The sequence below is a fragment of the Streptomyces sp. NPDC003248 genome, from assembly GCF_055563235.1.
Map to the genome: position 1 here is coordinate 222,582 of NZ_JBVHDT010000003.1, position 25,106 is coordinate 247,687.

Genomic DNA, 25,106 nt, shown 5'->3' on the forward strand with positions numbered 1-25,106 from the left:
GACCGATGGCCACCACTGAAACCCCCGCCTCCGGAGTCGGCCCCGTCGAGGGCGGTTCCGTCTACAACGTCGACAACCCGGCGCCCGTGATCGAGGCCCCGCGCAAGCGCACGAAGAAGACCCCGCGGTCCACCCGGGGCAACTTCGAGATGGCCGCCTGGCTGTTCATGCGCCTCTCCGGCGTCGTGCTGGTCGTCCTGGTCATCGGCCACCTGCTGATCCAGCTCGTCCTCGACGGCGGCGTCTCCAAGATCGGCTTCGCCTTCGTGGCCGGCCGCTGGGCGTCCCCGTTCTGGCAGGTCTGGGACCTGCTGATGCTGTGGCTCGCCATGCTGCACGGCGCCAACGGCCTGCGCACGGTCATCAACGACTACGCGGAGCGCGCGAACACCCGGCTGTGGCTGAAGGGCCTGCTCTACACCGCCACGGTGTTCACCATCCTGCTGGGCACGCTGGTGATCTTCACCTTCGACCCGAACATCCGCTAGGCACGGGGCTGCGAGAATCATGAAGATCCACAAGTACGACACCGTCATCGTCGGCGCCGGTGGCGCCGGTATGCGCGCGGCCATCGAGTCGACGAAGCGCAGCCGCACCGCGGTCCTGACCAAGCTCTACCCCACCCGCTCCCACACGGGCGCCGCGCAGGGCGGCATGGCCGCCGCGCTGGCCAACGTGGAGGAGGACAACTGGGAGTGGCACACCTTCGACACGGTCAAGGGCGGTGACTACCTGGTCGACCAGGACGCCGCCGAGATCCTCGCGAAGGAGGCCATCGACTCCGTCCTCGACCTGGAGAAGATGGGCCTGCCGTTCAACCGCACCCCGAACGGCACGATCGACCAGCGCCGCTTCGGCGGTCACAGCCGCAACCACGGCGAGGCCCCGGTCCGCCGCTCGTGCTACGCGGCCGACCGCACCGGCCACATGATCCTCCAGACGCTGTACCAGAACTGCGTCAAGGAGGGCGTGGAGTTCTTCAACGAGTTCTACGTCCTCGACCAGCTGATCACCGAGGTCGACGGCGTCAAGCGCTCGGCCGGTGTGGTGGCGTACGAGCTGGCCACCGGCGAGATCCACGTCTTCCAGGCGAAGGCCGTCATCTACGCCTCCGGCGGCTGCGGCAAGTTCTTCAAGGTCACCTCCAACGCGCACACGCTGACCGGTGACGGCCAGGCCGCCGTCTACCGTCGCGGGCTGCCGCTGGAGGACATGGAGTTCTTCCAGTTCCACCCGACCGGCATCTGGCGCATGGGCATCCTGCTGACGGAGGGCGCCCGCGGTGAGGGCGGCATCCTCCGCAACAAGGACGGCGAGCGCTTCATGGAGAAGTACGCGCCGGTCATGAAGGACCTCGCCTCCCGCGACGTCGTATCCCGCTCCATCTACACGGAGATCCGCGAGGGCCGCGGCTGCGGTCCCGAGGGCGACCACGTCTACCTGGACCTCACCCACCTGCCGCCGGAGCAGCTGGACGCCAAGCTCCCGGACATCACCGAGTTCGCGCGCACCTACCTGGGCATCGAGCCGTACACCGACCCGATCCCGATCCAGCCCACCGCGCACTACGCGATGGGCGGCATCCCGACGAACGTCGAGGGTGAGGTGCTCGCCGACAACACCACGGTCGTCCCGGGCCTGTACGCGGCCGGCGAGGTCGCCTGCGTCTCCGTGCACGGCGCCAACCGCCTGGGCACCAACTCGCTGCTGGACATCAACGTGTTCGGCCGGCGCGCGGGCATCGCCGCCGCCGAGTACTCCCAGAAGGCCGACTTCGTCGAGCTGCCGGAGAACCCCGAGTCCCTCGTGGTGGAGCAGATCGAGCGGCTGCGCGGCTCGACCGGGAACGAGCGGGTGGCGGAGCTGCGCCGCGAGCTCCAGGAGACCATGGACGCCAACGTCATGGTGTTCCGCACCGAGCAGACGATCAAGACGGCCGTCGAGAAGATCGCCGAGCTGCGCGAGCGCTACCGGAACGTGTCGATCCAGGACAAGGGCAAGCGGTTCAACACCGACCTGCTGGAGGCCATCGAGCTGGGCAACCTGCTCGACCTGGCCGAGGTCATGGCCGTGTCCGCCCTCGCCCGCAAGGAGTCCCGCGGCGGTCACTACCGCGAGGACTACCCCAACCGGGACGACGTCAACTTCATGCGCCACACCATGGCGTACCGCGAGGTCGGCGACGACGGCACCGAGACCGTCCGCCTCGACTACAAGCCGGTCGTCCAGACCCGCTACCAGCCGATGGAGCGTAAGTACTGATGGCAACCCCCGTTCTGGACAAGGTCGAGGCGGAGTCCGCCGCCTCTCCCTACATCACCGTCACCTTCCGGGTCCGCCGGTTCAACCCGGAGGTCTCGGCGGAGGCGACCTGGGAAGACTTCCAGCTGGAGATCGACCCCAAGGAGCGCGTCCTCGACGGCCTCCACAAGATCAAGTGGGACGTCGACGGCACGCTGACCTTCCGCCGCTCCTGCGCGCACGGCATCTGCGGCTCCGACGCGATGCGGATCAACGGCAAGAACCGCCTCGCGTGCAAGACGCTGATCAAGGACATCAACCCCGAGAAGCCGATCACGGTCGAGCCCATCAAGGGCCTCACGGTCCTGAAGGACCTGGTCGTGGACATGGAGCCGTTCTTCCAGGCGTACCGGGACGTGATGCCCTTCCTGATCACGAAGGACACCAACGAGCCGACGCGTGAGCGGCTCCAGTCGGCCGAGGACCGCGAGCGGTTCGACGACACCACGAAGTGCATCCTGTGCGCCGCGTGCACGTCGTCGTGCCCGGTCTTCTGGAACGACGGCCAGTACTTCGGCCCGGCGGCCATCGTCAACGCGCACCGCTTCATCTTCGACTCGCGTGACGAGGCCGGCGAGCAGCGCCTGGAGATCCTCAACGACAAGGACGGCGTGTGGCGCTGCCGCACCACGTTCAACTGCACGGACGCCTGCCCGCGCGGTATCGAGGTCACGAAGGCGATCCAGGAGGTGAAGCGGGCGCTGATCACGCGCCGCTTCTGAGGTCCGGACGCCTCCGACACGCCGAGGGCCCCGCTCCAGCACGGAGCGGGGCCCTCGGCGTGTGTGCGCCGGACCGGCTCAGCCGCGCAGGACGCGGCCCTGCTTGTCGGTGCGGTCGTTGCTGGTGAGGAACAGGATGCCGTCGATCAGCGCCCAGAGGCCGAGGCCACCGCAGGTGAGGAGCTGGGCGACGCCCACGCCGACGGAGCCGACGTAGAAACGGCCGATGCCGAGGCTGCCCAGGAAGATCTGGAGGATACCGGCGACGATCTTCGACTTGTCGGAGTACGGACGACCCTTGGGGTCGACGCCGTAGGGGGCCTCAGGGGTGACGCTCATGTGAACTGCTCCTGGATGACTGCGAAACGGGGACTCCAGGAGGGATGCGACGAGATGCTGCCCGAAAACCGCTCACGTACCCCTGCCGTGCATGGACATGCAGGAACGTCCCCCCTGTGAGCCGTGAGCTTAGGGAGAGCTGTGGGGCGAAGGGGAGTGGGGGAGAACTTTCGTTCTAATTCCGTGATCTAGAGTCCAGCGATCCGGAGGGCCGTGGACCGGAGGGCCGTGGACCGGAGGGCCGTGACCCGGAAGGCCGTGACCCGGAAGGCCGTGACCCGGAAGGCCGTGACCCGGAAGGCCGTGACCCGGAAGGCCGTGACCCGGAAGGCCGTGACCGGGAAGGCCGTGACCCGGAAGGCCGTGACCCGGAGGGTCATGCCCCGGAGGCCGTGAGCTAGACGAGATTGCGGGCGACGGTCCACAGGACGGCCAGGCCGAGGATGACGGCCTGGGCGGGCCGGCCGAGCTGCGGCCGCCAGCGCCTCCCGCGCAGCCCCTCCGCCATCCACCGCCCCAGCAGCGCGAGCGCGAACGGTGCGGCGAGCAGCAGGGCGCGGTTGTCGAGCCAGGCCTGGGCGAGGTCACCGTGCATCAGGTCGTAGACCATGCGGGTGCCGCCGCAGGCGGGGCAGAGCAGGCCGGTGACGAACCGGAAGGGGCACTGCGGCAGCAGGTGCCCGGGCTCGTGGGGGTCGGTGACGTAGAGGTGGGCGGAGCCGGCCGCGCCGGCGGCGAGCACCGCGAGGGGTGCCGCCGCCGGGTGCCGCAGCACGGACGTACGGTCCCCGCCCACCGCGTCAGCCACGCAGGACCCGCCCCTGGGCGTCGGTCTTGTCGCTGCTGGTCAGCAGGATGATGCCGTCGATGAGCGCCCAGAACCCGAGCCCGCCGCAGGTGAACAGCTGGGCGAGGCCCAGGCCGACGTGGCCGATGTAGAACCGTCCGACGCCGAAGGAGCCCAGGAAGAGCTGGAGGATGCCCGCGACGATCTTCGACTTGTCGGAGTACGGGCGGCCGTACGGGTCGTAGCCGTAGGGCGCGTTGGGGTCCACGCCGTAGCCGGGGGGCGGGTAGCCGGGCTGCTGGTAACCGGGGGGCGGGTAGCCCGCCTGCTGATAGCCCTGCTGGTAGGCCTGCTGCTGGGCGTCCTGGGGGTAGCCGTAGGGACCGGCCTGGCCGCCCGCGTACGGCCCTTGACCGGCGTTCGGATACCCGTACCCCGGCTGCGGGGGCTGCTGCGGCTGCTGCGGCTGTTCGGACACGGTGGCTTCTCCCCGAGACCTGATGATCGGATGGAACACACAAGTGAGTTCAGGTCATCTTGCCCGAAGGATCGGGCCCCGGAGAAGTCAGGGGCTCCGGGCACGTCCTCGGCGGGGAAGGGGACCCGCGCACGTACCCTGACGGTATGTCAGATGACCAGTTGTCCTACGACCTGCTCGGCTTCGACAACGTCCTGCTGCCCGTGGGGGACCTCGGCGAGGCCGTGGGCTTCTACGAACGGGCCGGGTTCGCGGTCGCGTTCCGCTTCGACGAGGCCGGGATCGCGCTGCTGGACGTCGGCGGCGAGACCCCCGGGATCCTGCTGCGGGAGGAGGAGGCGCTGACGCACCGGCCGCCGCCGTGGGCCGCGCCGCGCGTCTGGCTGGAGGTGCCGGACGCGCGGGCGGCGGCCCGCCGGCTGGCGTCCGCCGGCGTTCCGCCGCTCGACGAGCCGTTCTCCGTGGCCACCGGCTGGACCGTCGAGGTCGCCGACCCGTGGGGGAACGTCCTCGGCTTCACCGACTACTCCAAGCGCCCGGAGCTGGGACGCGGTCGGGCCGCGGCGGGCGGGGTGAGGGCGTAGCCGGCGGGCCCGCCAGGTCGGCCCGCGCGGGCGGCCCGCGCGGGCGGTGACAGGCGGAGTCGTTAGGCTCACGTCGTGTCCGCGAACCACGACGGCCCCGGTGAGGCCGCTCCCCCGACCGAGAGCCACGGGGCCGCCGCACGGTCCAAGTCCGAGCAGACCCGGGCGCTGATCCTGGAGACCGCGATGCGGCTGTTCCAGGAGCGCGGGTACGACAGGACGACGATGCGGGCCATCGCCCAGGAGGCCGGGGTCTCGGTCGGGAACGCCTACTACTACTTCGCCGGCAAGGAGCACCTGATCCAGGGCTTCTACGACCGGCTCGCCGCCGAGCACCGGGAGGCGGTCCGGGAGGTGCTGGCCCGGGAGACGGGACTGGAGGCACGGCTGGCGGGCGTGCTGCGGACCTGGCTGGACCTGGCCACGCCGTACCACGAGTTCGCCGTGCAGTTCTTCAAGAACGCCGCCGACCCGGACAGCCCGCTCAGCCCCTTCTCCCCGGAGTCGGAGCACGCGCGCGTGGAGGCGATCGGCGTCCACAAGGAGGTGCTGGCGGGGGCGACACGGACCAAGGTGCCGGAGGAGCTGCGGGAGGTGCTGCCCGAGCTGATGTGGCTCTCCCACATGGGGCTCGTCCTGTACTGGATCTTCGACCGTACGGAGGGCCGTGAGCGCAGCTACCGGCTCGCGGAGCGGGGCGCCCGGCTGACCGCGCGGGGCGTGGCCCTGTCCCGCTTCCGGGTGCTGCGGCCCCTCGTCCACGAGGTGCACGAGCTGTTCACGGACTTCCTGCCCGGCATGACGAGGGCCCTGCCGGACCCGGCGCGGAAGACCGCACCGGGCCCGGCGGACGACACGGACGACGTGGAGGGCACGGAGGGCACGGAGGGCACGGACGGCGCCTAGTTCAGGCCCGGTTCACCGTGTCCACCTCGTCCGCCTCGCCCACCTCGTCCCCCGACGGCTCCGTGAGGTCCACGTCGTGGACCAGCGGCTCGTCGGTGATCACCACGTGCCGTGCGAGGGAGGCGTACGAGGGCGCCGTCGTCGCCACCAGGTACGCCCCCGGCGCCGGGACGGCGAGGATGTAGGAGCCGTCGGCGAGGGAGGTGACGCGGTCCAGCCGGCGTCCGCCCTGGGACATCAGGGTGACCGCCGCGCCCTCGACCGGCTCGCCGGCCGCGTCCCGTACGAAGCCGTGGACCACCGAGGCCGGACCGCCGGCCGGCGCGGGCCGCGGCGCCTGCTCGCCGGGCTCCACCGCCAGGTGCGGCAGCCGCTTGTCCAGCCACGCCGGCAGCCACCAGTTGGACGCGCCGAGCAGGTGCATCGCGGCCGGGACCAGGGCCGTGCGCAGGACGAAGGCGTCCAGGGCGACCGCGGCCGCCAGGCCCACGCCCGCCATCGCCGCGCCCGAGTCGCCGCTCAGCACGAACGCGAGGAACACGCAGACCATGATGAGCGCCGCCGAGTTGATCACGCGGCTGGTCTCGGCGAGGCCGACGCGCACCGCGCGCGCGTTGTCCCGCGTGTGCACCCACTCCTCGTGCATCCGGCTGACCAGGAACACCTGGTAGTCCATGGACAGCCCGAACAGCAGGGACAGCATGATGACCGGCAGGAACGCGTTGACCGGGCCCTCCTTGCCGAGCCCGAGCAGGTCCAGGCCCCAGCCCCACTGGAAGACCGCGACGAGGACGCCGAAGGAGGCCGCCGCCGCGACCAGGTTCATCACGGCGGCCGTCAGCGGCACCACCAGGGACCGGAAGGCGACCAGCAGGAGCAGGAAGCCCAGGCCGATGATGGTCGCGACGAACAGGGGCAGGCGGTCGCCGGTGACGGTCGCGAAGTCCTTGGAGACGGCCGTGACCCCGCCGACGTGCGCCTCGGCCCCCGCCCGCGGGATCACGTCGTCGCGCAGGCGGTCGATGAGGGCGTCGGTCTCCTCGGACTGGGGCGAGGTCGTGGGCACCACCTGGATGACGGTGACGCCCCGGGCGGGCGGCAGCGCGGCGACCCGGGCGACGCCCGGCGCGTCCTCGATGCCCTGGACCAGGGCCGTGCTGTCGCCGTCCGACACGACCACCTGGAGGGGGCCGTTGAAGCCCGGTCCGAAGCCCTCGGCGAGCAGGTCGTAGGCCTGCCGGGTGGTCGTGGTCGTGTCGTCGTTGCCCTGGTCGGTGGCGCCGAGGCGCAGCGAGAGCACCGGCAGGGCCAGCACGGCCATCACGGCGAGGGCGAGCACGGCGACCGTACGGGGCCGGCGCTGCACGCCCGCGGACCAGCGGGCCGCCGGACCGCTCGCCCTCTCCTCCTCGGGGCCCCGCGCGGCGAGCCGGCGCCGCTGCCGGCGGCTGAGCACGCGCGGCCCGAGGAAACCGAGCAGCGCCGGCAGCAGGGTGGTGGCCGCCAGCACGCTCAGGACGACCGTCAGGGAGGTGCCGATGACCACCCCGTCCAGGAAGCGCAGGTTCGTCACCAGCATCCCGGCGAGCGCGATGCACACCGTGCCGCCCGCGAACAGCACCGCCCGGCCCGAGGTGTCGAGGGCGGTGACCGCCGACTCCTCGGGGTCCAGGCCGCGCAGGACGCCCTTGCGGTGCCGGGTGACGATGAACAGGGCGTAGTCGATGCCGACGCCGAGGCCGATGAGGGAGGCGAGCAGCGGGGCCAGGTCGGGGACGTCGGTGACGTGGCTGAGGAGCTGGGTGCCGAACAGGCCCATGCCCACGCCGAAGACCGCCACCGCGATCGGCAGCAGCATCGAGAACAGCGAGCCGAACGCGAGGAACAGCACGATCGCGGCGGCGGCGAGGCCGACCATCTCGGCCAGTCCGGTCGGCGGCTCCTGCACCCGCTGGATCGCCTGGCCGCCCAGCTCCACCCGCAGACCGTCGCGGCCGGCGTCCCGCGCGGTGTCGACGACGTCCTCGACGAGCTCCTTCGGGACGGCGTTCGCCTGGTCGGTGAAGGTGACCTGGGCGTACGCGGTCCGCCCGTCACGGCTGATCTGCGCCGCGCCCTCGGGCCCCGCGTAGGGGCCGGTGACACCGCCGACGCCCGCCATGTCCGCTATCTCGTCGAGCGCGGGCTGGATCCGGGACCGTACGTCCTCGTCGCGCACCGAGCCCTCGTCGACCTTCCACACGACCGTGTCGGTGTCGCCCGCGCGCGCGGGGAACGCCTTCTCCATCAGGTCGTACGCCTTCTTGGAGTCCGTGTCGGGGAGGGAGAAGACGTTCGCGTAGTCCGTGCCGGCCGTCGAGGCCGAGAACCCCAGGCCGAACAGCGCCCCCACCCACAACAACAGGACCACCAGCCGGTGCCGATAGCACCAGCGTGCCAATGCCGCCACGCCCAGTCTCCTTCTTCGCCGATCGGATTCGGTCGGTCCCCCAGGTCCTGGCCGCCAGCATGGGCGGCTCCGCGCGCTCGTGGCGGCCAACGGGCGTGACTCTCAAGGAACTCCAAAGCGGGAACCGGTCCGGCCGACGGCGGACCCGCCGATACTGGGGGCATGACGACGGCCCCCGGCACCGTGCTGGTCGTGGAGGACGAGCCGAGCATCTCGGACGTCCTCGCCATCGCCCTGCGCTTCCACCGCTTCGAGGTCCTCACCGCGGGCACGGTCCGCGAGGCCCTCGCGCTGACCGAGCGCACCCCGCCCCACGCCCGGACGGGCGCGCGGGGGCGGCCCCCGATCGACGTGGCGCTGCTGGACGTGATGCTGCCGGACGGGGACGGGCGGGCGCTGGGGCGTGAGCTGCGCGCCCGACGGCCGGAGACGGCCCTGGTCTTCCTGACCGCGCGGGACGCGCCCGCCGAGATCGTCGGCGCCCTCGGCTTCGGCGACGACTACATCACCAAGCCGTTCGACATCGACGTGGTCGTCGCCCGCGTCACGGCGGTCCTGCGCCGCACCCGGCCGGCGGACGTCCTCCCGCGCAGGCCGCCGCTGCGCTACGGCGACCTGGAGCTCGACGAGACGACGTACAGCGCGCACCGGGCGGGCCGCACGGTCGAACTCACCCCCACCGAGTACGCGCTGCTGCGCTTCCTGGTGCGCAACGGCGGCCGGATCGTGCCCAAGGAGCAACTGCTGCGCCACGTCTGGCAGTACGAGCACACCCCGCCCGAGTCGACGGTCGTCGAGACCTACATCAGCTATCTGCGGCGCAAGCTGGACGCGCTGGGACCGCCGTTGATCACCACGCGGCGGGGCGTGGGGTACGGGCTGGCATGAGGCGGGCGCACCGGCACGGCGTCCACTCCCTGCGCGCCAAGCTGACCGCGGCGAACGTGGCGCTGCTCGCGCTCGGCGTCGTCGCCGCGACCGCCGTCAGCCTGGTGGGCATGCGGCACTACCTGCTGGACCAGATCGACTCCGAACTGACCAAGACCCGTTCCTCACTGGCCGGTTCGGGGCTCACCCTGCGGCAGATCGACTCGGTACGGATCCTGGGCTTCGTCCGGGACCGGCTGGTGCCCGAGCACGCCGACGAACAGCCGACACCGGACTCGGTCTTCGCCGCGGTGGACGCCCGGGGCCGGGCGGTGACCGTGTTCGGCATCGAGCCGACCGAGGCGCAGCGGGGACTGGCGGACGCCGTCGACGACCCCGGCGCCCTCGCCCGGTCCCCGGACCCGTACGACGTCACCGTGCACGGCGCCCCCTACCGGGCGACCGCGACCCGCCTCGCCGACGGCACGTACGTCCTGCTGGCCACCTCCACCGACGCCCTGCACAAGGGCCTGGTCAAGGCCCTCAAGCTCGACCTGGCCGTCGGCACGCTGCTGCTGGCGCTGCTCGCCTGTCTGACCCTGTTCAGCGTACGGCGGCGGATGCGGCCGCTGGAGGACATGGTGGAGACCTCCTCGGCCATAGCGGAGGGCGACCTCACCCGGCGCGTGCCCTCCAGCCACCACCCCACCCAGGAGGTCGAACAGCTGCGGCTCGCCCTGAACTCCATGCTGCACCAGGTGGAGACGGCGTACCGCACCCGCGAGCGCAGCGCGGCCCAGCTGCGCCGGTTCGTCGCCGACGCCTCGCACGAGCTGCGCACCCCGCTCTCCGCGATCCGCGGCTACCTCCAGCTGTACGACCAGGGCATGCTGCGCGATCCGGCGGAGCGGCGGCGGGCCTGGGACCGGATGAACGGCGAGGTGGACCGCATGGGCCGGCTCGTCGACGAGCTGCTCACGCTGGCCCGTCTCGACCAGCGGCCCGAGCTGCGGCTGCGCGACGCCGACGTGAGCCGGCTGGTGCGGGACGCGGCCGAGGACCTGCGCGCCCAGCAGCCCGGACGGCCCGTCACCGTCGACGCCGCGGGGGCGGTCCTGGTGCGGGCCGACGAGTCGGGCCTGCGGCAGGTCCTCGCCAACCTCGTCGCCAACGTCCGCACGCACACGCCCGCCGACGTGCCGGTGCGGCTCGCCGTGGAGCGCGCCGACGGCGTCGTACGGCTGCTCGTGGCGGACAAGGGCCCGGGGCTGGCCCCGGACGACGCGGGGCGCGTCTTCGACCGCTTCTTCCGGGCCGGCGGCGGCGCCGGCAGCGGCCTGGGCCTGGCGATCGTGCAGGGCGTGGTCCACGCCCACGGCGGCGAGGTGACCGTCCGGACGTCCCCGGGGGAGGGCCTGACGGTCACGGTGGAGCTGCCCGGGCGCGGGCCGGCGTGCGGGTGACGGCGGGACGGGCGGCGGGCGCGGGCGGCGGTACGGGCTCGGGCGGACGGCGGGGCGGACCGGACGGCGGGCGCGGGCGGTGGGGCGGGCTCGGGTCGTCGAGGGTGCCGGGGGCTGCGGACGGGGGCCGGGGGTCAGGGGGTGTCGGGCGGGGTCACCAGGGCCCATACCGTCTTGCCGTGCCGGCCCCGGTTCCAGACGCCCCAAGTGGCGGCGAGGGTCTCCACGAGGTGGAGGCCGCGGCCCTGTTCCTCCCACTCCGTGACGACGCGCGGGCGGGGTTCGAGCCGGCCCTCGTCGGAGACCTCGACGAGGCAGGAGCCGTCGGCCAGGGCGGTGACCGCCACCTCGACCTCGCGCTCGTGCGGGGCCCCGTGCCGTACGGCGTTGGTGGCCAGCTCGGACACGATCAGGACCACGTCCTGGAGGGCCGGGTCGTCCGGGCCGTGGCCCCAGTCGGCCAGGTGGTCACGGACCCGGCGCCGGGCGAGGCCCACGGACGCCGGATGCCGGGGCAGCCGGAAGGAGTTGCGTCTCGACACGTCTGCTCCTCACCCCGCGCACACCTCCACCCCATGGTGCCCCGTCGGGTGACTGCCCGGTGTCACGCGGGCGCATGCCCGGGCAGCCCGCGGAGCCGGCCCGGGTCCGATCGGATCCGGCTCAGATCCAGTTCAGCCGCCACAGCCGGAACACGCCGTTGCCGTCCACCAGGTACTGGCCGCCGCCGACGTCGGTGCTGGTGAGGACGTACTCCTTGCGCTGCCACAGCGGGACGACCGGCACGTCCTGGGCGATGACCTCCTGGAGTGCGCGGAAGTCGGCGGCGGCGGCGCCGCGGTCGGCGAACTGCCGGCTCTCCCGGATGTACGCGTCGACGGCCTTGCTGCTGTAGCCGGTGTTCATGCTGGAGTCCGTGCCGACGAGCGAGGCCCCGAAGGTGTCCGGGTCGGGGTAGTCGGCGACCCAGCCGACGGCGTACGCGTCGAGCCCGCCGGACGCCCAGCGCTTCTGGAAGTCGGTCCACTCGTAGCCCTTGACCGACACCTCGAACAGGCCGCTGGCCTCCAGTTGCCGCTTGAGCTCCTGGGCCTCCTGGGCGGCGGCGGCACTGCCCAGGCCGTAGCCGTAGGTGAAGCGGACCGGGATGTCGACGCCGGCCTTCTCCAGCAGCCGGCGCGCCTTGTCGGGGTTCTGGTCCGGGTAGTCGTCGAAGAACGACGTGGTGTGGCCGGTGATGCCGGCCGGGATGAGCGAGTACAGGGGCTCGACCGTGCCCTTGTACACGGAGGCCGCCAGTTGCTCGCGGTCGATCAGCCAGGCCGTCGCCTTGCGCACGTCGGCGTCGTGCATCGGGGAGCCGGAGCGGGTGTTGAAGTACAGGTTGCGGGTGTCGGAGCTCTCGGCCTCGACGATCCGCTGATCGGTGTCGCCGGAGTCGAGCGCGGCGAGCACGCCCGGCGGGAGCTGGCGCGTGGCGACGTCGACCTGCTCGGCCTTCCAGGCCTTGTCGAGCGCCTCCGGGTCGGCGTAGTAGCGCAGTTCGACGGACCCGCCGGTCTTCACCGCGCCCTCGTAGCGCTCGCTGGGCGCGAGGTCGACCCGCTTGCCCTTGCTGTACCGGGTGAGTTCGTACGGTCCGGTGCCGTCGACCTGGTCGTCGGTGCGCAGGGCGTCGGCGGGGTAGCGCTCGCGGTCCACGATCGAGCCGGCCCCCGTGGCCACCTTGAACGGGAAGGTGGCGTCCGGCGAGGCCAGGTGGAAGGTGACGGTGCGGCCGTCGGCCTCCACCGACTTCAGGGTGGAGAACAGGGACGCGGGACCGACATCGGCGTTGATCTTCTTGACCCGGTCGAAGGAGAACTTCACGTCCTGGGCGTCCGCCGTGCGGCCGCTGGGGAACGTGAGGTCGTCGCGCAGCTCGCAGACGTACGTGGTCAGCCCGCTGCCGTCGAAGGAGCAGCTCTCGGCCGCGTCCGGCACGGGTTCGGCGCCGCCCGGCTCGTAGGTGAGCAGTGACTGGTAGACGTTGCTGAACAGCGCCCAGGAGCCCGCGTCGTAGGCGCCGGCCGGGTCGAGCGAGGTGATGGTGTCCGTCGTGCCGACCTTGACGGCCTTGCCCGAGGCGCCCTGCGACGGCAGCAGTTGCCAGCCGCCCACTCCGACGGCGGCGAGAACCAGCAGCGTCGCGAGGATGCGCATGCGAACCGATCGCATGGTGGTGCCCTGCCCTCCCCAGGCCACAGGCCCGGCCTCCCAGTGCCACCCCCCTATGGCGGCGGGGCTCACCTAACCACACGTGTTTCATCCGGGGGAAGGGGAATCTGGCGAGATGGGAAAGAACTTGCCGCCCGGTTGTTTCAGCCGGGTTTCACGAGTCCTCCCCACCTTCTCCTCGTCGCGTACTCGCCGCGGGCGGACGGGTGGTGACGGGACGTCAGGCGCGGGTCGAGGCGAGTTCGACGACCGTGATGTCCGACGGCGCGCCCACCCGCGTGGGCGGGCCCCAGGCGCCGGCGCCGCGGGAGACGTACAGCTGGGTGTCGCCGTAGCGCTCCAGGCCCGCCACCGTCGGGTTCGCGGCCGCGGCGAGGAGGTTGCCGGGCCAGAGCTGGCCGCCGTGGGTGTGGCCGGAGAGCTGGAGGTCGACGCCGTGGTCGACGGCGTCGTGGATCTGGACGGGCTGGTGGGCGAGGAGCACGCACGCGCGCGTGGTGTCGCGGTCGCCGAGCGCCGCGGCGTAGTCGGGGCCCTGGCCCTCGCTCTCGCCCGCCACGTCGTTGACGCCCGCCAGGTCGAACCAGGGCAGTTCGGTGCGGGCGTTCTCCAGGGGGCGCAGACCGAGCCGGCGCACCTCCTCGACCCACTGCTCGGCGCCGGAGAAGTACTCGTGGTTGCCGGTGACGAAGAAGCTGCCGTGGCGCGCCTTCAGCCGCGCGAGCGGGGCCGCCGCCGGGCCCAGGTCCTTGACGCTGCCGTCGACCAGGTCGCCCACGACGGCGATCAGGTCGGGCTGGGTGCCGTTGATCGTGTCGACGACCCGCTGGGCGAAGCCCCGGCCGAGGACCGGGCCCAGGTGGATGTCGCTGACGACGGCGATCCGGTAGCCGTGCGCCGCCCGCGGCAGCTTGGCCAGCGGGACCGTGACCCGCTTGACCGTCGGCCCGTCGAGGACGCCGTACGTGCCGTACCCGACCGTCCCGACGGCGGCCGCCGCCGCGGCGCCGCCGATCACGCGCGAGACGAACAGACGGCGGGAGGGCGCGGCGGCGAGCAGGGGGGACGGGGTGGCGGGGGGACCGTCGGGGGTGACGGCGGGGGGACCGTCGGGGCCGTCAGGGGTGCCGGGGGACGCATCGGCCGGGGCGTCGGCCGGGCTACCGGCGGAGGCGGGGGCCGAGACGTCGGCCGGGCTGCCCGCGGAGGCACGGGCCGAGACGTCGGCCGGGCTGCCCGCAGAGGCACGGGCCGAGACGTCGGCCGGGCTGCCCGCAGAGGCACGGGCCGAGACGTCGGCCGGGCTGCCCGCAGAGGCACGGGCCGGGGCGTCGGCGGAGGCGTGGGCCGGGGCGTCGGCGGAGGGGACCGCCCGGGCCGGTGCGGGCCGGGGCTCGCGCGGCGCGCCGCCCGCCGGTGCCGGCCGCGGGTGGGACTCGGCCGCCGTGGCGGGACCGCGCCGCTCCAGGTACCGCCGCAGCAGCGGGCGGACGGCCTCTCCCACGACCACCGCCAGCAGCAGGTAGATCGACAGCGCCAGCCAGAGGAAGCCGGGCCAGGCGAGGACGCGCTGGAGCAGGAAGGGAGCACCCGTGCGCTCGGCGACCAGGGCGCCGACGGCCAGCGCCCACCCGCCCGCGATCAGCACCGCGCCGCCGCGCCGCACCCACCCGGGAGCGCGCGTGGTGTCGCGGAACAGGCGGCGCCACAGGTACCAGTTGGCCGTCACCAGGACGGCCAGGGCGAGCAGCACGAAAAGGATGGCCACGGTGTCGTAATCCCCGCTGTCGGCTTGGGCGTCCGCGAACGGCGCCCGGCGGTCCGGCCGGTGCGCCGGGCGCCGGAGCGCCGGGACGATCGGTTATCGCGTGCGGCGCAGGGCGCGCAGTCCGCGCAACCCGATGACCCCGATGACCGTCCCCAGTACGAAGGAGACGACGGCGAGTGTCAGGTGGACCCAGAAGTACGCCGTGGGATCGCCGTCGTCGAAGGCGAGCCCGCTGCTGTCCTTGATCAGGTTTTTGACGAAAGTGACCCAGATGACCCAGCTCCACACCCCGAAGGCGAGCAGGAACCAGGACACCGGGCGGCTGAGCTTCATACCTCCAGTATCGCCAACCGGTGTCCGGTTCCGTGCCGGGGGTGGGGAGGGGGATGGGACTTCCCGTCGCCCGCCAGGTACGTTCTCCGTCGTGCCCGCTCCTCTGAAGCAGACCGTCAGGCGTTCCCTGCTGGTCACCTCCGCGACCCTCGCGTCCCTCGCGCTGACCGCGCCCGTGTCCCTGGCGGCCCCGAGCCCCTCACCGTCGGCCTCCGCCTCGGCCACTCCCCCGGCGGACATGTCCACCGTCGGCGGTGAACGCCTCGGGCAGGCCGGGACGCAGGTGGACCTCGCGGGCGGCGCCCCGGTGCTGCCCAAGGACCTGACGGCCCGGTCGTGGATCGTCGCGGACGCCGAGTCCGGCGAGGTGCTCGCCGCCCACAACGCGCACTGGCGCCTGCCCCCGGCGAGCACCCTGAAGATGCTCTTCGCCGACACCGTGCTGCCGAACTTCCCGAGCAGCACGCAGCACACGGTGCAGGCGGAGGACCTGGAGGGCATCGGCTCCGGCTCCAGCCTGGTCGGCATAAAGGAGAACGAGACCTACACCGTGCACGACCTGTGGCTCGGCGTCTTCCTGCGCTCCGGCAACGACGCCGTGCACGTGCTGTCGGCGATGAACGGCGGTGTCGAGAAGACGGTCGCGGAGATGAACGCGCACGCCGAGGAGCTCCAGGCCCTCGACACCCACGCGGTCTCCCCCGACGGCTACGACGCCGCCGGCCAGGTCTCCTCGGCGTACGACCTGACGCTGATCGCCCGCTCCGGGCTCCAGAAGGAGGACTTCCGGGAGTACTGCTCGACGGTGACGGCGAAGTTCCCGGGGGCGACGACGAAGAACAAGAAGGGCAAGACGGTCCGCGAGACCTTCGAGATCCAGAACACCAACCGGCTCCTGTCCGGCGACTACGACATAAGCCAGTACGAGGGCATCGCCGGCGTCAAGAACGGCAACACCACCAACGCGGGCGCCACCTTCACCGGCGTCGCCGAGCGCGACGGCCGGGTGCTGCTGGTCACGGTGATGAACCCGGAGAAGACGGACCACAACGAGGTCTACAAGGAGACCGCCGCCCTGTTCGACTGGGGTTTCCAGGCCGCCGGCAAGGTGCAGCCGGTGGGCGAGCTGGTGGCGCCGAAGGGCGCCGCCCAGGCCGGCGCGGAGCCCGGCGCGGGCGCCTCGGGCAGCGTCTCCGGCGAGGACGGCGGCACCGGGAACGTGTCGGGCAAGCCCGTGGCGAGCGCGGTGCCCGAGGGCGGCTCGGGCGGCATGGGCGTCGCGCTGGCCGTGACCGGCGGTCTGCTGGTGCTGCTGGCGGGCGCCGCGTTCCTGGTCAACCGCCGCTGGCCGCTGCCGGATCTGGTGCGCCGTCGCCGCTGACACCGGGGTCCGGCGTGTCCGCCGCACTGCCCGTCGCCGTCCAGGCGGCGCAGAACAGGACCAGCTTCGCGGTGAAGTTGATCCACAGCATCAGGGCGATGGGCACCCCGAACGCGCCGTACATACTCTTCGCGGCCACGCCTTGGAGGTAGCCGCTGAGCAGCAGTTTCAGCAGTTCGAAGCCGACCGCGCCGGTCAGCGCCGCCACCACCAGGCGGCGCCGCCGGGGCTCGACGCCGGGCAGCAGGGTCAGGACGTAGAGGAGCAGCAGGAAGTCGGCGAGGACGGCGACGGAGAAGGCGGCGAGGCGCAGCAGCACCCCGCCCCAGCCGCCCTCGTCGATGCCGAGCTGCCGGGTGATCCAGCCGACCATCGCGGAGGCGACGGTGGAGGCGGCGAGGGTGACGAGGACGGCGCCGCCGAGGCCGACGAGGACGCCGAGGTCCTTGGCCTTGCGCAGGACCGGGTTGTCCTCGTCGTCGGGCAGTTCCCACACCGCGCGCAGGCACTCGCGCGTCGCGCCCGCCCAGCCGACGCCGGTGAACAGCAGCGCGGCACCGGCGATGAGGCCGACGGTGCCGGCGTTCTGCACCAGGGCGTCGATGTCGAGCTGGTCGGAGATGCCGGGCACCTGCTCGGCGAGCCGGTCCTCCAGGGTGTGCTGCTGGTCGCGGCCGAACGCGGCGGCGGCGATCGCGGCGGCCACGGTGAGCAGCGGGAAGAGCGCGATGAAACTGGTGAACGTCATCGCCGCGGCCAGCCGCGTCCACTTCACGCGGTCCAGCCGCTCGAACGACCGCCACGCGTGCGTGGCCGTCAGGCGCGCGACGAGCGGCCCGATCCCGGGGAGTCTTTTCAGCCAGTCCATGATCCGACCCCGCCCTCGTCAGTTCCGCCCCGTGCTCCGGCCCGCGCCGAACACCCATGTCCGTGTACCCCAGAACCGCAGGACGGTCGCCAGCGCCATGCCGACGCCGGCCCCGGAGACGGTGTCCGCGCGGTGCGAGGTGAAGCCGAGACCATAGTGGCTGACGGCGAGACAGAGGAGCTGGACGAGGGCGCCGGCGAGGTTCACCGCGAGGAACACGGCGTAGGGGCGCGGGCCCTTCACGCGCGCGTGCCGGTAGGGGCCGAGGGCGTTGCCCGCGTAGGCGACCGTGCAGCCGGCCAGGAACGAGAGGGCCTTGGCGGTGAGCGGGTCGAGGCCGGCCGGGCCGCGCAGGTGGGTGAAGAGGGCGAGGTCGGCGGCGTAGGCGAGGAGGCCGACGGCGGCGAAGCCGAGCAGCTCTCTCCGCCGCGGTGCCGCGTTCACCAATGGGCCACCGCCAGCCCGTACATGGCGGCCCAGGCGGCTCCGATCAGGGTGAGGGCGCGGTCGCCGAGGACGACCTCCTCGGGTTCGCCGGCGGTGCCGCGGTCGGCGAAGACGGCGTAGCGCAGGACGGCGAGGATGAAGGCGACCACCGACAGCTGGCGCCAGGGCAGCACGCCCGGGTACGGGACGCCGCCTTCCTCCAGGGCCCACAGGCAGTAGCCGAGGACGGCGACCCCGGCGGCCAGTTGCCAGACGAAGCGCAGGTAGCCGGTGGTGTACTCGGTGAGCAGCGCGCGGGTGGCGCCCTCCTTCCCGGCCATCTGCACGGCCTCGGAGTAGCGCTTGGCCGACACCATGAACAGCGCCCCGAACCCGGTGGTGATCAGGAACCAGCGCGACAGCGGGATGCCGAGCGCGAGCCCGCCGACCACGGCCCGCATCAGGAACCCGGTCGTGACGACGACGAGGTCGACGACCAGGACGTGCTTGAGGCTGACGCAGTACGCCAGTTGCATGGCGAGGTACGCCGCCAGGAGGGCCGCGACGGCGGGCGAGGTCAGCCAGGCCGCGGCGGCCGGCGCGAGGACCGCGAGGGCGCCTCCCACGGCGTGGGCGAGGGGCACCGGGACCTGGCCGGCGGCGACCGGGCGGTGCCGTTTGACGGGGTGGGCGCGGTCGGCGTCGGCGTCCCGGGCGTCGTTGATCAGGTAGACGGCGGCGGCGCAGGCGGTGAACAGGGCGAAGACCAGGGCCAGTTCGGTGAGGGCGGTCCAGGAGAAGAGCCGGCCGGCGGCCGCGGGGGCGGCCACGACGAGGGTGTTCTTGACCCACTGCTTGGGGCGGGCGGTGCGCAGGAGGCCGACGAGGAGGGAGCCGGTGCGGGCGGGGAGGGGGGCGGCGGGGAGGGCGGGGTCGGGGCGGGAGGGGTCGGGGAAGGCGCGGGAGGGGCCGGCGAGGGGCGTCTTGGTGAGGGGGGTCTTGGTGAGGGGCGCGGTCTCTGTCATGCCCCGCCTCCTCGCACGCCGTGGGCGCCCGCGTGCATCCAGCGTGCTCCCGCGCGCGCCGTGAGGGCCCCGAGGGCCGCGCCCGCCGCCACGTCGGAGGGGTAGTGGACGCCGACGACCAGGCGGGAGAGGCACACCGCGGCGGCGAGCGGGGCGACGGCGTACGCGCCGAGCGCGCCGTAGGCGACGGCGGCGGCCGCCGCCGAGGTGGCGTGCGAGCTGGGGAAGGAGTGCCGGCCGGCGGTGCGCACCAGGGGCTGGACGTGGGCGGGACGCGGGCGGCGGACGATCCGCTTCACGCCCGTGCTGGCGAGGTGCGCGCCCGCGGTGAGCGCGGTGGCGCGCAGCCAGGCGCCGCGCCGGGTGCCGTCCACGGCGGCGCCCACGAGTCCCCCCGCGAGCCACAGGGCGCCGTGTTCGCCCGCCCAGGACAGGGCGCGCGCGGCCCCCGCCACGCGCGGATCCGCACCCCGCGCGCGGAGCGCCGCGAGGATGCGGTGGTCGAAGTCCTCCGGGGTGTCATCCGTGTGGTGGTCCATGGGGACCCACTGTTCACGCCGACCCCGCCGGAACTCCGCCAATATTGAGCGACATACCATTAATCACCCATTTTGGGGAGGGAGTGAATGTTTCACAACTAACCGCCCACAAAGGGGCGATACGGTCGCCGACATGCCTGCCGAGACCGTTTCCGACGCCCCTGCCCGGACCGTCCCCGTCATGGGGTGGGGCCGCACCGCCCCCACCGCCGCCCGTCTGGTCCGCCCCCGGACGTACGAGGAGGCCGTGGCCGCCGTCCGGGACTGCGGGGCGCGCGGCGGCATCCCCCGGGGCCTGGGGCGGGCGTACGGGGACGCGGCGCAGAACGCGGGCGGGGCCGTGCTCGACATGACGGGCCTGGACCGGATCCACACCGTCGACGTCGCCGGGGGGACCGTCCGGTGCGACGCGGGCGTCTCCCTGCACCGCCTCATGGAGGTGCTGCTGCCGCTCGGCTGGTTCGTGCCGGTGACCCCCGGCACCCGCTACGTGACCGTGGGCGGCGCGATCGGCGCCGACATCCACGGCAAGAACCACCACGTGTCCGGCTCCTTCTGCCGTCACGTCCTGTCGCTGGAGCTGCTCACCGCCGACGGCTCGGTGCGCACGGTCGGCCACGGCACCCCCCTGTTCGACGCGACCGCCGGCGGCATGGGGCTGACCGGGGTCGTCCTCACGGCCACCCTCCGCCTCCAGCCGGTCGAGACGACGTTCATGAGGGTCGACACCGAGCGGGCGAGCGACCTCGACGACCTGATGGCCCGGCTGACGGCCACCGACCACGGCTACCGCTACTCCGTCGCCTGGATCGACCTCCTCGCGCGCGGAGCGGCCACCGGACGCGCCGTCCTGACCCGCGGCGACCACGCCCCCCTCGCGGCGCTGCCCGCCCGCGCGCGCCGGGCCCCGCTGTCCTTCCGCCCCTCCCGCCTCCCGCCCGTCCCCGCCTTCCCGGAGGGGCTGCCGGAGGGGCTGCTCACCCGCCGCACCGTGGGACTGTTCAACGAGTTCTGGTACCGCAGGGCGCCCCACGCGCGGACCGGCGAACTCCAGCGGCTCTCCGCCTTCTTCCACCCCCTCGACGGCGTCCCCCACTGGAACCGCGTCTACGGCCGCGGCGGCTTCGTGCAGTACCAGTTCGTCGTCGGGCACGGCGAGGAGGACACCCTGCGCAAGATCGTGCGCCGCCTCTCGCGCCGCGGCTGCCCGTCGTTCCTGGCCGTCCTCAAGCGCTTCGGCGAGGCCGACCCCGGCTGGCTGTCCTTCCCCCGGCCCGGCTGGACCCTCGCCCTGGACATCCCGGCCGGGCTGCCCCGCCTCGCCGCCCTCCTCGACCAGCTGGACGAGCAGGTCGCCGCGGCCGGCGGACGGGTCTACCTCGCCAAGGACTCCCGGCTGCGGCCGGACGTCCTCGACGCCATGTACCCGCGGCTGGACGACTTCCGCGCGCTGCGCGCGGAGCTGGACCCGCGCGGGGTGTTCGTCTCCGACCTCGCCCGCCGTCTCTCCCTCTGAAACCTCCAGGAGCTGTCGTGAAGGACGCCTTCGGCCTCCCCCAGTCCCTCCTCGTCCTCGGCGGCTCGTCCGAGATCGCGCTGGCCACCGCGCGCCGTCTGATCGCCCGCCGCACCACCACGGTCTGGCTGGCCGGACGCCCCTCGACCGCCCTGGAGCAGTCGGCGGCCGAACTGCGCGACCTCTGCGCCGAGGTGCGCACCGTCCCCTTCGACGCGCTCGATCCCGAGTCCCACGAGACCGTGCTCGGCAAGGTGTTCGCCGAGGGCGACGTCGACATGGTCCTGCTCGCCTTCGGCGTCCTCGGAGAGCAGGCCCGCGACGAGCGCGACCCGGTGGCCGCCGCGCGCGTCGCGCAGACCAACTACACGGGCGCCGTCTCGTCCTGCCTGGTCGCCGCCCGCGCCCTCCAGGCCCAGGGCCACGGCTCCCTGGTCGTGCTCTCCTCCGTCGCCGGCGAACGCGCCCGCCGCAGCAACTTCATCTACGGCTCCAGCAAGGCCGGCCTGGACGCCTTCGCCCAGGGCCTCGGCGACGCGCTGCACGGCACGGGCGTCCACGTCATGGTCGTCCGCCCCGGGTTCGTCCGGTCCCGGATGACCGCGGGACTGGACGAGACCCCGCTGGCGACCACCCCCGAGGCGGTCGCCACGGCCGTCGAACTGGGTCTGCGGCGCCGCTCGGAGACGGTGTGGGTGCCGGGGGTGCTCCGGGTGGTGATGTCGGTGCTGCGGCACGTGCCGCGCGGGGTGTTCCGCCGGCTGCCCCTGTAGGCCCCGTCAGCTCCGGCCGGGCCCGGCCGGGGTCTGCCGGCGGTCTACCGGGCGGGCAGGGAGTCGCGGTCCGCGCAGGCCGCCTGCGGGGGCACCACCGGCCCGCCGAAGGCGTACTCGCGCAGCTTGCGCCACACCCCGTCGGCGCCCTGCTCGTACAGGGCGAAGCCGGTGCAGGACCAGTCCGCCTCGTAGGCGGCGAGCTCCTCGAACGCGCGGTCCATCGCCGCCTCGTCGATGCCGTGCGCCACCGTGACGTGCGGGTGGTAGGGGAACTGGAGCTCGCGGGGGACGGGCCCCTCGGGGTCCCGGACCTGCTGCTGGAGCCGGGCGCAGGCCTCGGCGCCCTCGACGACCCGGACGTACACCACCGGCGACAGCGGCCGGAAGGTGCCCGTGCCGGACAGCCGCATCGGGAACGGGCGGCCCGCCCCGGCGACCGAGGTGAGGTGCGCCTCCACGGCCGGCAGCGCGGTGGCCTCGACCTCCGTCGGCGGCAGCAGCGTGACGTGCGTGGGGATGCCGTGAGCCGCGGCGTCGCCGAAGCCCGCGCGCCGCTCCTGGAGCAGGCGGCCGTGGGGCTCCGGGACCGCGATCGACACACCGATCGTTACGGTCCCCACGTCGTCTCCTGTCGTCGTGCCGGATGTGCTGCCGGGTTCATGGCCCGCCGTCGACGGCCGTGGCCGGTCGTACGGCTATCGACTGTACGGCCACGGCTGTGCTGTGGGCAGGCGCAGCGGAAGTGATGTGCAGCGCTCTGCCCGGCGCGCCCTGCGTGCGGTGGTGCGCCCTCAGTGCTTGGCGGGCAGGAAGCCGATCCGCCCGTACGCCTGGGAGAGGGTCTCCGCGGCCACGGCCCGCGCCTTCTCGGCCCCTTTGGCCAGGATCGAGTCCAGCGTCTCGGGGTCGTCGAGGTACTGCTGGGTGCGGTCCCGGAACGGGGTCACGAAGTCGACGACGACGTCGGCGAGGTCCGTCTTGAGCGCGCCGTAGAGCTTGCCCTCGTACCGCTGCTCCAGCTCGGGGATGCTCACGCCGGTCAGCGTGGAGTAGATGGTGAGCAGGTTGCTCACGCCCGGCTTGTTCTCGGTGTCGTAGCGGACGACCGTGTCGGTGTCGGTGACCGCGCTCCTGACCTTCTTCGCGGTGGCCTTCGGCTCGTCGAGGAGGTTGATGAGGCCCTTCGGCGTGGACGCCGACTTGCTCATCTTGACCGACGGCTCCTGGAGGTCGTAGATCTTCGCCGTCTCCTTGAGGATGTACGGCTTCGGGATCGTGAAGGTCTCGCCGAAGCGGCCGTTGAAGCGCTCGGCGAGGTCGCGGGTCAGCTCGATGTGCTGGCGCTGGTCCTCGCCGACCGGGACCTCGTTCGCCTGGTAGAGCAGGATGTCCGCGACCTGGAGGACCGGGTAGGTGAACAGGCCGACGCTCGCGCGGTCGGCGCCCTGCTTGGCGGACTTGTCCTTGAACTGGGTCATGCGGGACGCCTCGCCGAAGCCGGTCAGGCAGTTCATGACCCAGGCGAGCTGCGCGTGCTCGGGGACGTGGCTCTGGACGAAGAGCGTGCAGCGCTCCGGGTCGAGGCCGGCCGCGAGGAGCTGCGCGGCCGCCAGCCGGGTGTTGGCCGTCAGCTCCTTCGGGTCCTGCGGGACCGTGATCGCGTGCAGGTCGACGACCATGTAGAAGGCGTCGTGCGACTCCTGGAGGGCCACCCACTGGCGGACGGCGCCGAGGTAGTTGCCGAGGTGGAACGAGCCCGCGGTGGGCTGGATTCCGGAGAGCACACGAGGTCGGTCATTCGCCATGCTCACCATTCTCTCAGAGAGACGGGGGCTTCCGTGCGGGGGGAACCGCGGATCGCGGTGAGGCGACCGCGCGGTTCCCCGCGCCCCCTGCGGGGGCATCAGCCCAGGTCGATCTCCGGGTACAGCGGGAAGCCCGCGACCAGGTCCGTCGCCCGCTGGGAGATCTCCTCCGCCACCTTGGCGTCCAGGACGTGGGCGGCCTTGCTCGGGGCGCCCGACTTGGTGGTGCCCGGCTCGGTGGTGGTGAGGACGCGGTCGATCAGGCCCGCCACCTCGTCCATCTCCGCCGTGCCCAGGCCACGGGTGGTGAGCGCCGGGGTGCCGACGCGGATGCCGGAGGTGTACCAGGCGCCGTTGGGGTCGGCGGGGATGGCGTTGCGGTTGGTGACGATGCCGGAGTCCAGCAGCGCCGCCTCGGCCTGGCGGCCGGTGAGGCCGTAGGAGGTGGCGACGTCGATCAGGTTGAGGTGGTTGTCCGTGCCGCCGGTCACCAGCGTGGCGCCGCGGCGCGTCAGGCCCTCCGCGAGGGCGCGGGAGTTGTCGACGATGCGCTGGGCGTAGTCCTGGAAGGCGGGCTGCCGGGCCTCGGCCAGGGCGACGGCCTTGGCGGCCATGACGTGCGGGAGCGGGCCGCCGAGGACCATCGGGCAGCCGCGGTCCACCTGGTCCTTGAGGGAGTCGTCGCACAGGACCATGCCGCCGCGCGGGCCGCGCAGGGACTTGTGGGTGGTGGTCGTCACGATCTGGGCGTGCGGGACCGGGTCGAAGTCGCCGGTGAGGACCTTGCCCGCGACCAGGCCGGCGAAGTGGGCCATGTCGACCATGAGGGTGGCGCCGACCTCGTCGGCGATCTCCCGCATGACGCGGAAGTTCACCAGGCGGGGGTAGGCGGAGTAGCCGGCGACGATGATCAGCGGCTTGAACTCGCGGGCGGACGCGCGCAGGGCCTCGTAGTCGATCAGGCCGGTCGCCGGGTCGGTGCCGTAGGAGCGCTGGTCGAACATCTTGCCGGAGATGTTCGGGCGGAAGCCGTGGGTGAGGTGGCCGCCGGCGTCCAGGGACATGCCCAGCATGCGCTGGTTGCCGAAGGCCTGCCGCAGCTCGGCCCAGTCGGCCTCGGTGAGGTCGTTGACCTGGCGGGCGCCGGTCTTCTCCAGGAAGGGGGCCTCGACGCGGTCGGCGAGGACGGCCCAGAAGGCGACGAGGTTGGCGTCGATGCCGGAGTGCGGCTGGACGTAGGCGTGGCGGGCGCCGAACAGCTCCTTGGCGTGCTCGGCGGCGAGGGACTCGACGGTGTCGACGTTGCGGCAGCCGGCGTAGAAGCGGCGGCCGACGGTGCCCTCGGCGTACTTGTCGCTGAACCAGTTGCCCATCGCCAGCAGGGTGGCCGGGGAGGCGTAGTTCTCGGAGGCGATCAGCTTGAGCATCTCGCGCTGGTCGGCGACCTCCTGGCCGATGGCGTCGGCGACCCGCGGCTCGACCGCCCGGATCACGTCCAGGGCGGCGCGGAAGGCGGTGGACTGGGTGGAGAGGGGCTGCTGCTCGGGCATGTCGTC

At 72.9% G+C, this 25,106-nt stretch carries 24 protein-coding genes and 1 pseudogene; 10 read left to right on the forward strand and 15 right to left on the reverse strand.

Going from position 1 to position 25,106, the window contains the following annotated elements; translation table 11 throughout:
* The first annotated feature begins 5 nt into the window (after nt 1-5).
* The 3 genes from ACZ3KJ_RS09805 to ACZ3KJ_RS09815 are packed head-to-tail and all read left to right on the forward strand — an operon-like array spanning nt 6 to nt 3,023.
* Nucleotides 6-488, forward strand: a complete 483-nt coding sequence (locus ACZ3KJ_RS09805; protein WP_389513515.1) for a succinate dehydrogenase hydrophobic membrane anchor subunit — start codon at nt 6-8, stop codon at nt 486-488.
* A 19-nt stretch (nt 489-507) separates the two neighbouring features.
* Nucleotides 508-2,262, forward strand: coding sequence for a succinate dehydrogenase flavoprotein subunit (gene sdhA, locus ACZ3KJ_RS09810; protein WP_467526042.1), 1,755 nt, complete (start codon nt 508-510; stop codon nt 2,260-2,262).
* Nucleotides 2,262-3,023: a succinate dehydrogenase iron-sulfur subunit gene (locus ACZ3KJ_RS09815; RefSeq protein WP_467526043.1), complete on the forward strand. Its 762-nt coding sequence runs from the start codon at nt 2,262-2,264 to the stop codon at nt 3,021-3,023. The genes sdhA and ACZ3KJ_RS09815 overlap by 1 nt, the downstream gene beginning before the upstream one ends.
* Nucleotides 3,024-3,101: 78 nt before the next feature.
* On the opposite strand, the gene ACZ3KJ_RS09820 is transcribed toward ACZ3KJ_RS09815, so the two are convergent.
* The 3 genes from ACZ3KJ_RS09820 to ACZ3KJ_RS09830 all read right to left on the reverse strand — a co-directional run bounded on the left by ACZ3KJ_RS09820 (nt 3,102) and on the right by ACZ3KJ_RS09830 (nt 4,627).
* Nucleotides 3,102-3,362 carry a TM2 domain-containing protein gene (locus ACZ3KJ_RS09820; RefSeq protein ID WP_467526044.1) on the reverse strand — a complete coding sequence of 87 codons (261 nt, stop codon included), beginning with the start codon at nt 3,360-3,362 and terminating at the stop codon, nt 3,102-3,104.
* Nucleotides 3,363-3,759: 397 nt separating this feature from the next.
* Nucleotides 3,760-4,170, reverse strand: coding sequence for a DUF2752 domain-containing protein (locus ACZ3KJ_RS09825; RefSeq protein WP_467526045.1), 411 nt, complete (start codon nt 4,168-4,170; stop codon nt 3,760-3,762).
* Nucleotides 4,163-4,627, reverse strand: coding sequence for a TM2 domain-containing protein (locus ACZ3KJ_RS09830; protein ID WP_467526046.1), 465 nt, complete (start codon nt 4,625-4,627; stop codon nt 4,163-4,165). Before ACZ3KJ_RS09830 ends, ACZ3KJ_RS09825 begins: the two co-directional genes overlap by 8 nt.
* Nucleotides 4,628-4,773: 146 nt before the next feature.
* Here ACZ3KJ_RS09830 and ACZ3KJ_RS09835 point away from each other — a divergent pair, with 146 nt between their 5' ends.
* Together ACZ3KJ_RS09835 and ACZ3KJ_RS09840 are read left to right on the forward strand one after the other, a co-directional pair.
* Nucleotides 4,774-5,211, forward strand: coding sequence for a VOC family protein (locus ACZ3KJ_RS09835; RefSeq protein ID WP_467526047.1), 438 nt, complete (start codon nt 4,774-4,776; stop codon nt 5,209-5,211).
* Nucleotides 5,212-5,286: 75 nt separating this feature from the next.
* The gene (locus ACZ3KJ_RS09840; protein WP_467526048.1) at nt 5,287-6,117 is read left to right on the forward strand and encodes a TetR/AcrR family transcriptional regulator; all 831 of its coding nucleotides are present in this window, start codon (nt 5,287-5,289) and stop codon (nt 6,115-6,117) included.
* 1 nt (nt 6,118) lies between these two features.
* Here the strand turns inward: ACZ3KJ_RS09840 and ACZ3KJ_RS09845 are convergent, their stop codons facing one another.
* Nucleotides 6,119-8,557, reverse strand: a complete 2,439-nt coding sequence (locus ACZ3KJ_RS09845) for an MMPL family transporter (RefSeq protein WP_467526355.1) — start codon at nt 8,555-8,557, stop codon at nt 6,119-6,121.
* A 171-nt stretch (nt 8,558-8,728) separates the two neighbouring features.
* On the opposite strand from ACZ3KJ_RS09845, the gene ACZ3KJ_RS09850 reads away from it, so the two are divergent.
* On the forward strand, nt 8,729-9,454 hold the full coding sequence (locus ACZ3KJ_RS09850; protein WP_467526049.1) for a response regulator transcription factor: 726 nt from the start codon (nt 8,729-8,731) through the stop codon (nt 9,452-9,454).
* Entirely contained in the window at nt 9,451-10,896 is a 1,446-nt protein-coding gene (locus tag ACZ3KJ_RS09855) for a sensor histidine kinase (RefSeq protein WP_467526050.1), read from the forward strand. Before ACZ3KJ_RS09850 ends, ACZ3KJ_RS09855 begins: the two co-directional genes overlap by 4 nt.
* A 134-nt stretch (nt 10,897-11,030) precedes the next feature.
* On the opposite strand, the gene ACZ3KJ_RS09860 is transcribed toward ACZ3KJ_RS09855, so the two are convergent.
* The 4 genes from ACZ3KJ_RS09860 to ACZ3KJ_RS09875 all read right to left on the reverse strand — a co-directional run bounded on the left by ACZ3KJ_RS09860 (nt 11,031) and on the right by ACZ3KJ_RS09875 (nt 15,214).
* Complete coding sequence (locus tag ACZ3KJ_RS09860) at nt 11,031-11,438, reverse strand: ATP-binding protein (protein ID WP_467526051.1); 408 nt, start codon at nt 11,436-11,438, stop codon at nt 11,031-11,033.
* A gap of 121 nt (nt 11,439-11,559) precedes the next feature.
* The gene (locus tag ACZ3KJ_RS09865; RefSeq protein ID WP_467526052.1) at nt 11,560-13,098 is read right to left on the reverse strand and encodes an ABC transporter substrate-binding protein; all 1,539 of its coding nucleotides are present in this window, start codon (nt 13,096-13,098) and stop codon (nt 11,560-11,562) included.
* A gap of 235 nt (nt 13,099-13,333) precedes the next feature.
* Nucleotides 13,334-14,881 carry a metallophosphoesterase gene (locus ACZ3KJ_RS09870; RefSeq protein ID WP_467526053.1) on the reverse strand — a complete coding sequence of 516 codons (1,548 nt, stop codon included), beginning with the start codon at nt 14,879-14,881 and terminating at the stop codon, nt 13,334-13,336.
* 93 nt (nt 14,882-14,974) lie between these two features.
* Nucleotides 14,975-15,214 (reverse strand): SCO4848 family membrane protein, encoded by a 240-nt coding sequence (locus ACZ3KJ_RS09875; RefSeq protein ID WP_385063974.1) that lies wholly within the window; start codon nt 15,212-15,214, stop codon nt 14,975-14,977.
* Nucleotides 15,215-15,305: 91 nt separating this feature from the next.
* On the opposite strand from ACZ3KJ_RS09875, the gene ACZ3KJ_RS09880 reads away from it, so the two are divergent.
* Nucleotides 15,306-16,595, forward strand: a complete 1,290-nt coding sequence (locus ACZ3KJ_RS09880) for a D-alanyl-D-alanine carboxypeptidase family protein (protein ID WP_467526054.1) — start codon at nt 15,306-15,308, stop codon at nt 16,593-16,595.
* Here the strand turns inward: ACZ3KJ_RS09880 and ACZ3KJ_RS09885 are convergent.
* The 4 genes and pseudogenes from ACZ3KJ_RS09885 to ACZ3KJ_RS09900 form a co-directional block, all read right to left on the reverse strand.
* Complete coding sequence (locus tag ACZ3KJ_RS09885; RefSeq protein WP_467526055.1) at nt 16,549-17,463, reverse strand: YihY/virulence factor BrkB family protein; 915 nt, start codon at nt 17,461-17,463, stop codon at nt 16,549-16,551. The genes ACZ3KJ_RS09880 and ACZ3KJ_RS09885 overlap by 47 nt on opposite strands.
* Nucleotides 17,451-17,943: pseudogene (locus tag ACZ3KJ_RS09890) on the reverse strand (GtrA family protein). The gene ACZ3KJ_RS09885 and the pseudogene ACZ3KJ_RS09890 overlap by 13 nt, the downstream one beginning before the upstream one ends.
* Nucleotides 17,904-18,914 (reverse strand): decaprenyl-phosphate phosphoribosyltransferase, encoded by a 1,011-nt coding sequence (locus ACZ3KJ_RS09895; RefSeq protein ID WP_467526056.1) that lies wholly within the window; start codon nt 18,912-18,914, stop codon nt 17,904-17,906. The pseudogene ACZ3KJ_RS09890 and the gene ACZ3KJ_RS09895 overlap by 40 nt, the downstream one beginning before the upstream one ends.
* Nucleotides 18,911-19,453: a phosphatase PAP2 family protein gene (locus ACZ3KJ_RS09900; protein WP_467526057.1), complete on the reverse strand. Its 543-nt coding sequence runs from the start codon at nt 19,451-19,453 to the stop codon at nt 18,911-18,913. Before ACZ3KJ_RS09900 ends, ACZ3KJ_RS09895 begins: the two co-directional genes overlap by 4 nt.
* Before the next feature lie 133 nt (nt 19,454-19,586).
* On the opposite strand from ACZ3KJ_RS09900, the gene ACZ3KJ_RS09905 reads away from it, so the two are divergent.
* Entirely contained in the window at nt 19,587-20,969 is a 1,383-nt protein-coding gene (locus ACZ3KJ_RS09905) for an FAD-binding protein (RefSeq protein WP_467526058.1), read from the forward strand.
* A gap of 17 nt (nt 20,970-20,986) precedes the next feature.
* Nucleotides 20,987-21,742, forward strand: coding sequence for a decaprenylphospho-beta-D-erythro-pentofuranosid-2-ulose 2-reductase (locus tag ACZ3KJ_RS09910; RefSeq protein WP_467526059.1), 756 nt, complete (start codon nt 20,987-20,989; stop codon nt 21,740-21,742).
* 44 nt (nt 21,743-21,786) lie between these two features.
* Here ACZ3KJ_RS09910 and ACZ3KJ_RS09915 read toward each other — a convergent pair whose 3' ends face one another.
* From ACZ3KJ_RS09915 to ACZ3KJ_RS09925, 3 genes are all read right to left on the reverse strand, one after another.
* Nucleotides 21,787-22,365 (reverse strand): 2'-5' RNA ligase family protein, encoded by a 579-nt coding sequence (locus ACZ3KJ_RS09915; RefSeq protein WP_467526060.1) that lies wholly within the window; start codon nt 22,363-22,365, stop codon nt 21,787-21,789.
* A gap of 171 nt (nt 22,366-22,536) precedes the next feature.
* A complete protein-coding gene (gene trpS, locus ACZ3KJ_RS09920) occupies nt 22,537-23,550 on the reverse strand; it encodes a tryptophan--tRNA ligase (RefSeq protein WP_467526061.1) in 1,014 nt (337 codons plus the stop codon).
* Between the two features lie 98 nt (nt 23,551-23,648).
* Nucleotides 23,649-25,100 carry a glycine hydroxymethyltransferase gene (locus tag ACZ3KJ_RS09925; RefSeq protein ID WP_467526356.1) on the reverse strand — a complete coding sequence of 484 codons (1,452 nt, stop codon included), beginning with the start codon at nt 25,098-25,100 and terminating at the stop codon, nt 23,649-23,651.
* Nucleotides 25,101-25,106 lie beyond the last annotated feature (6 nt).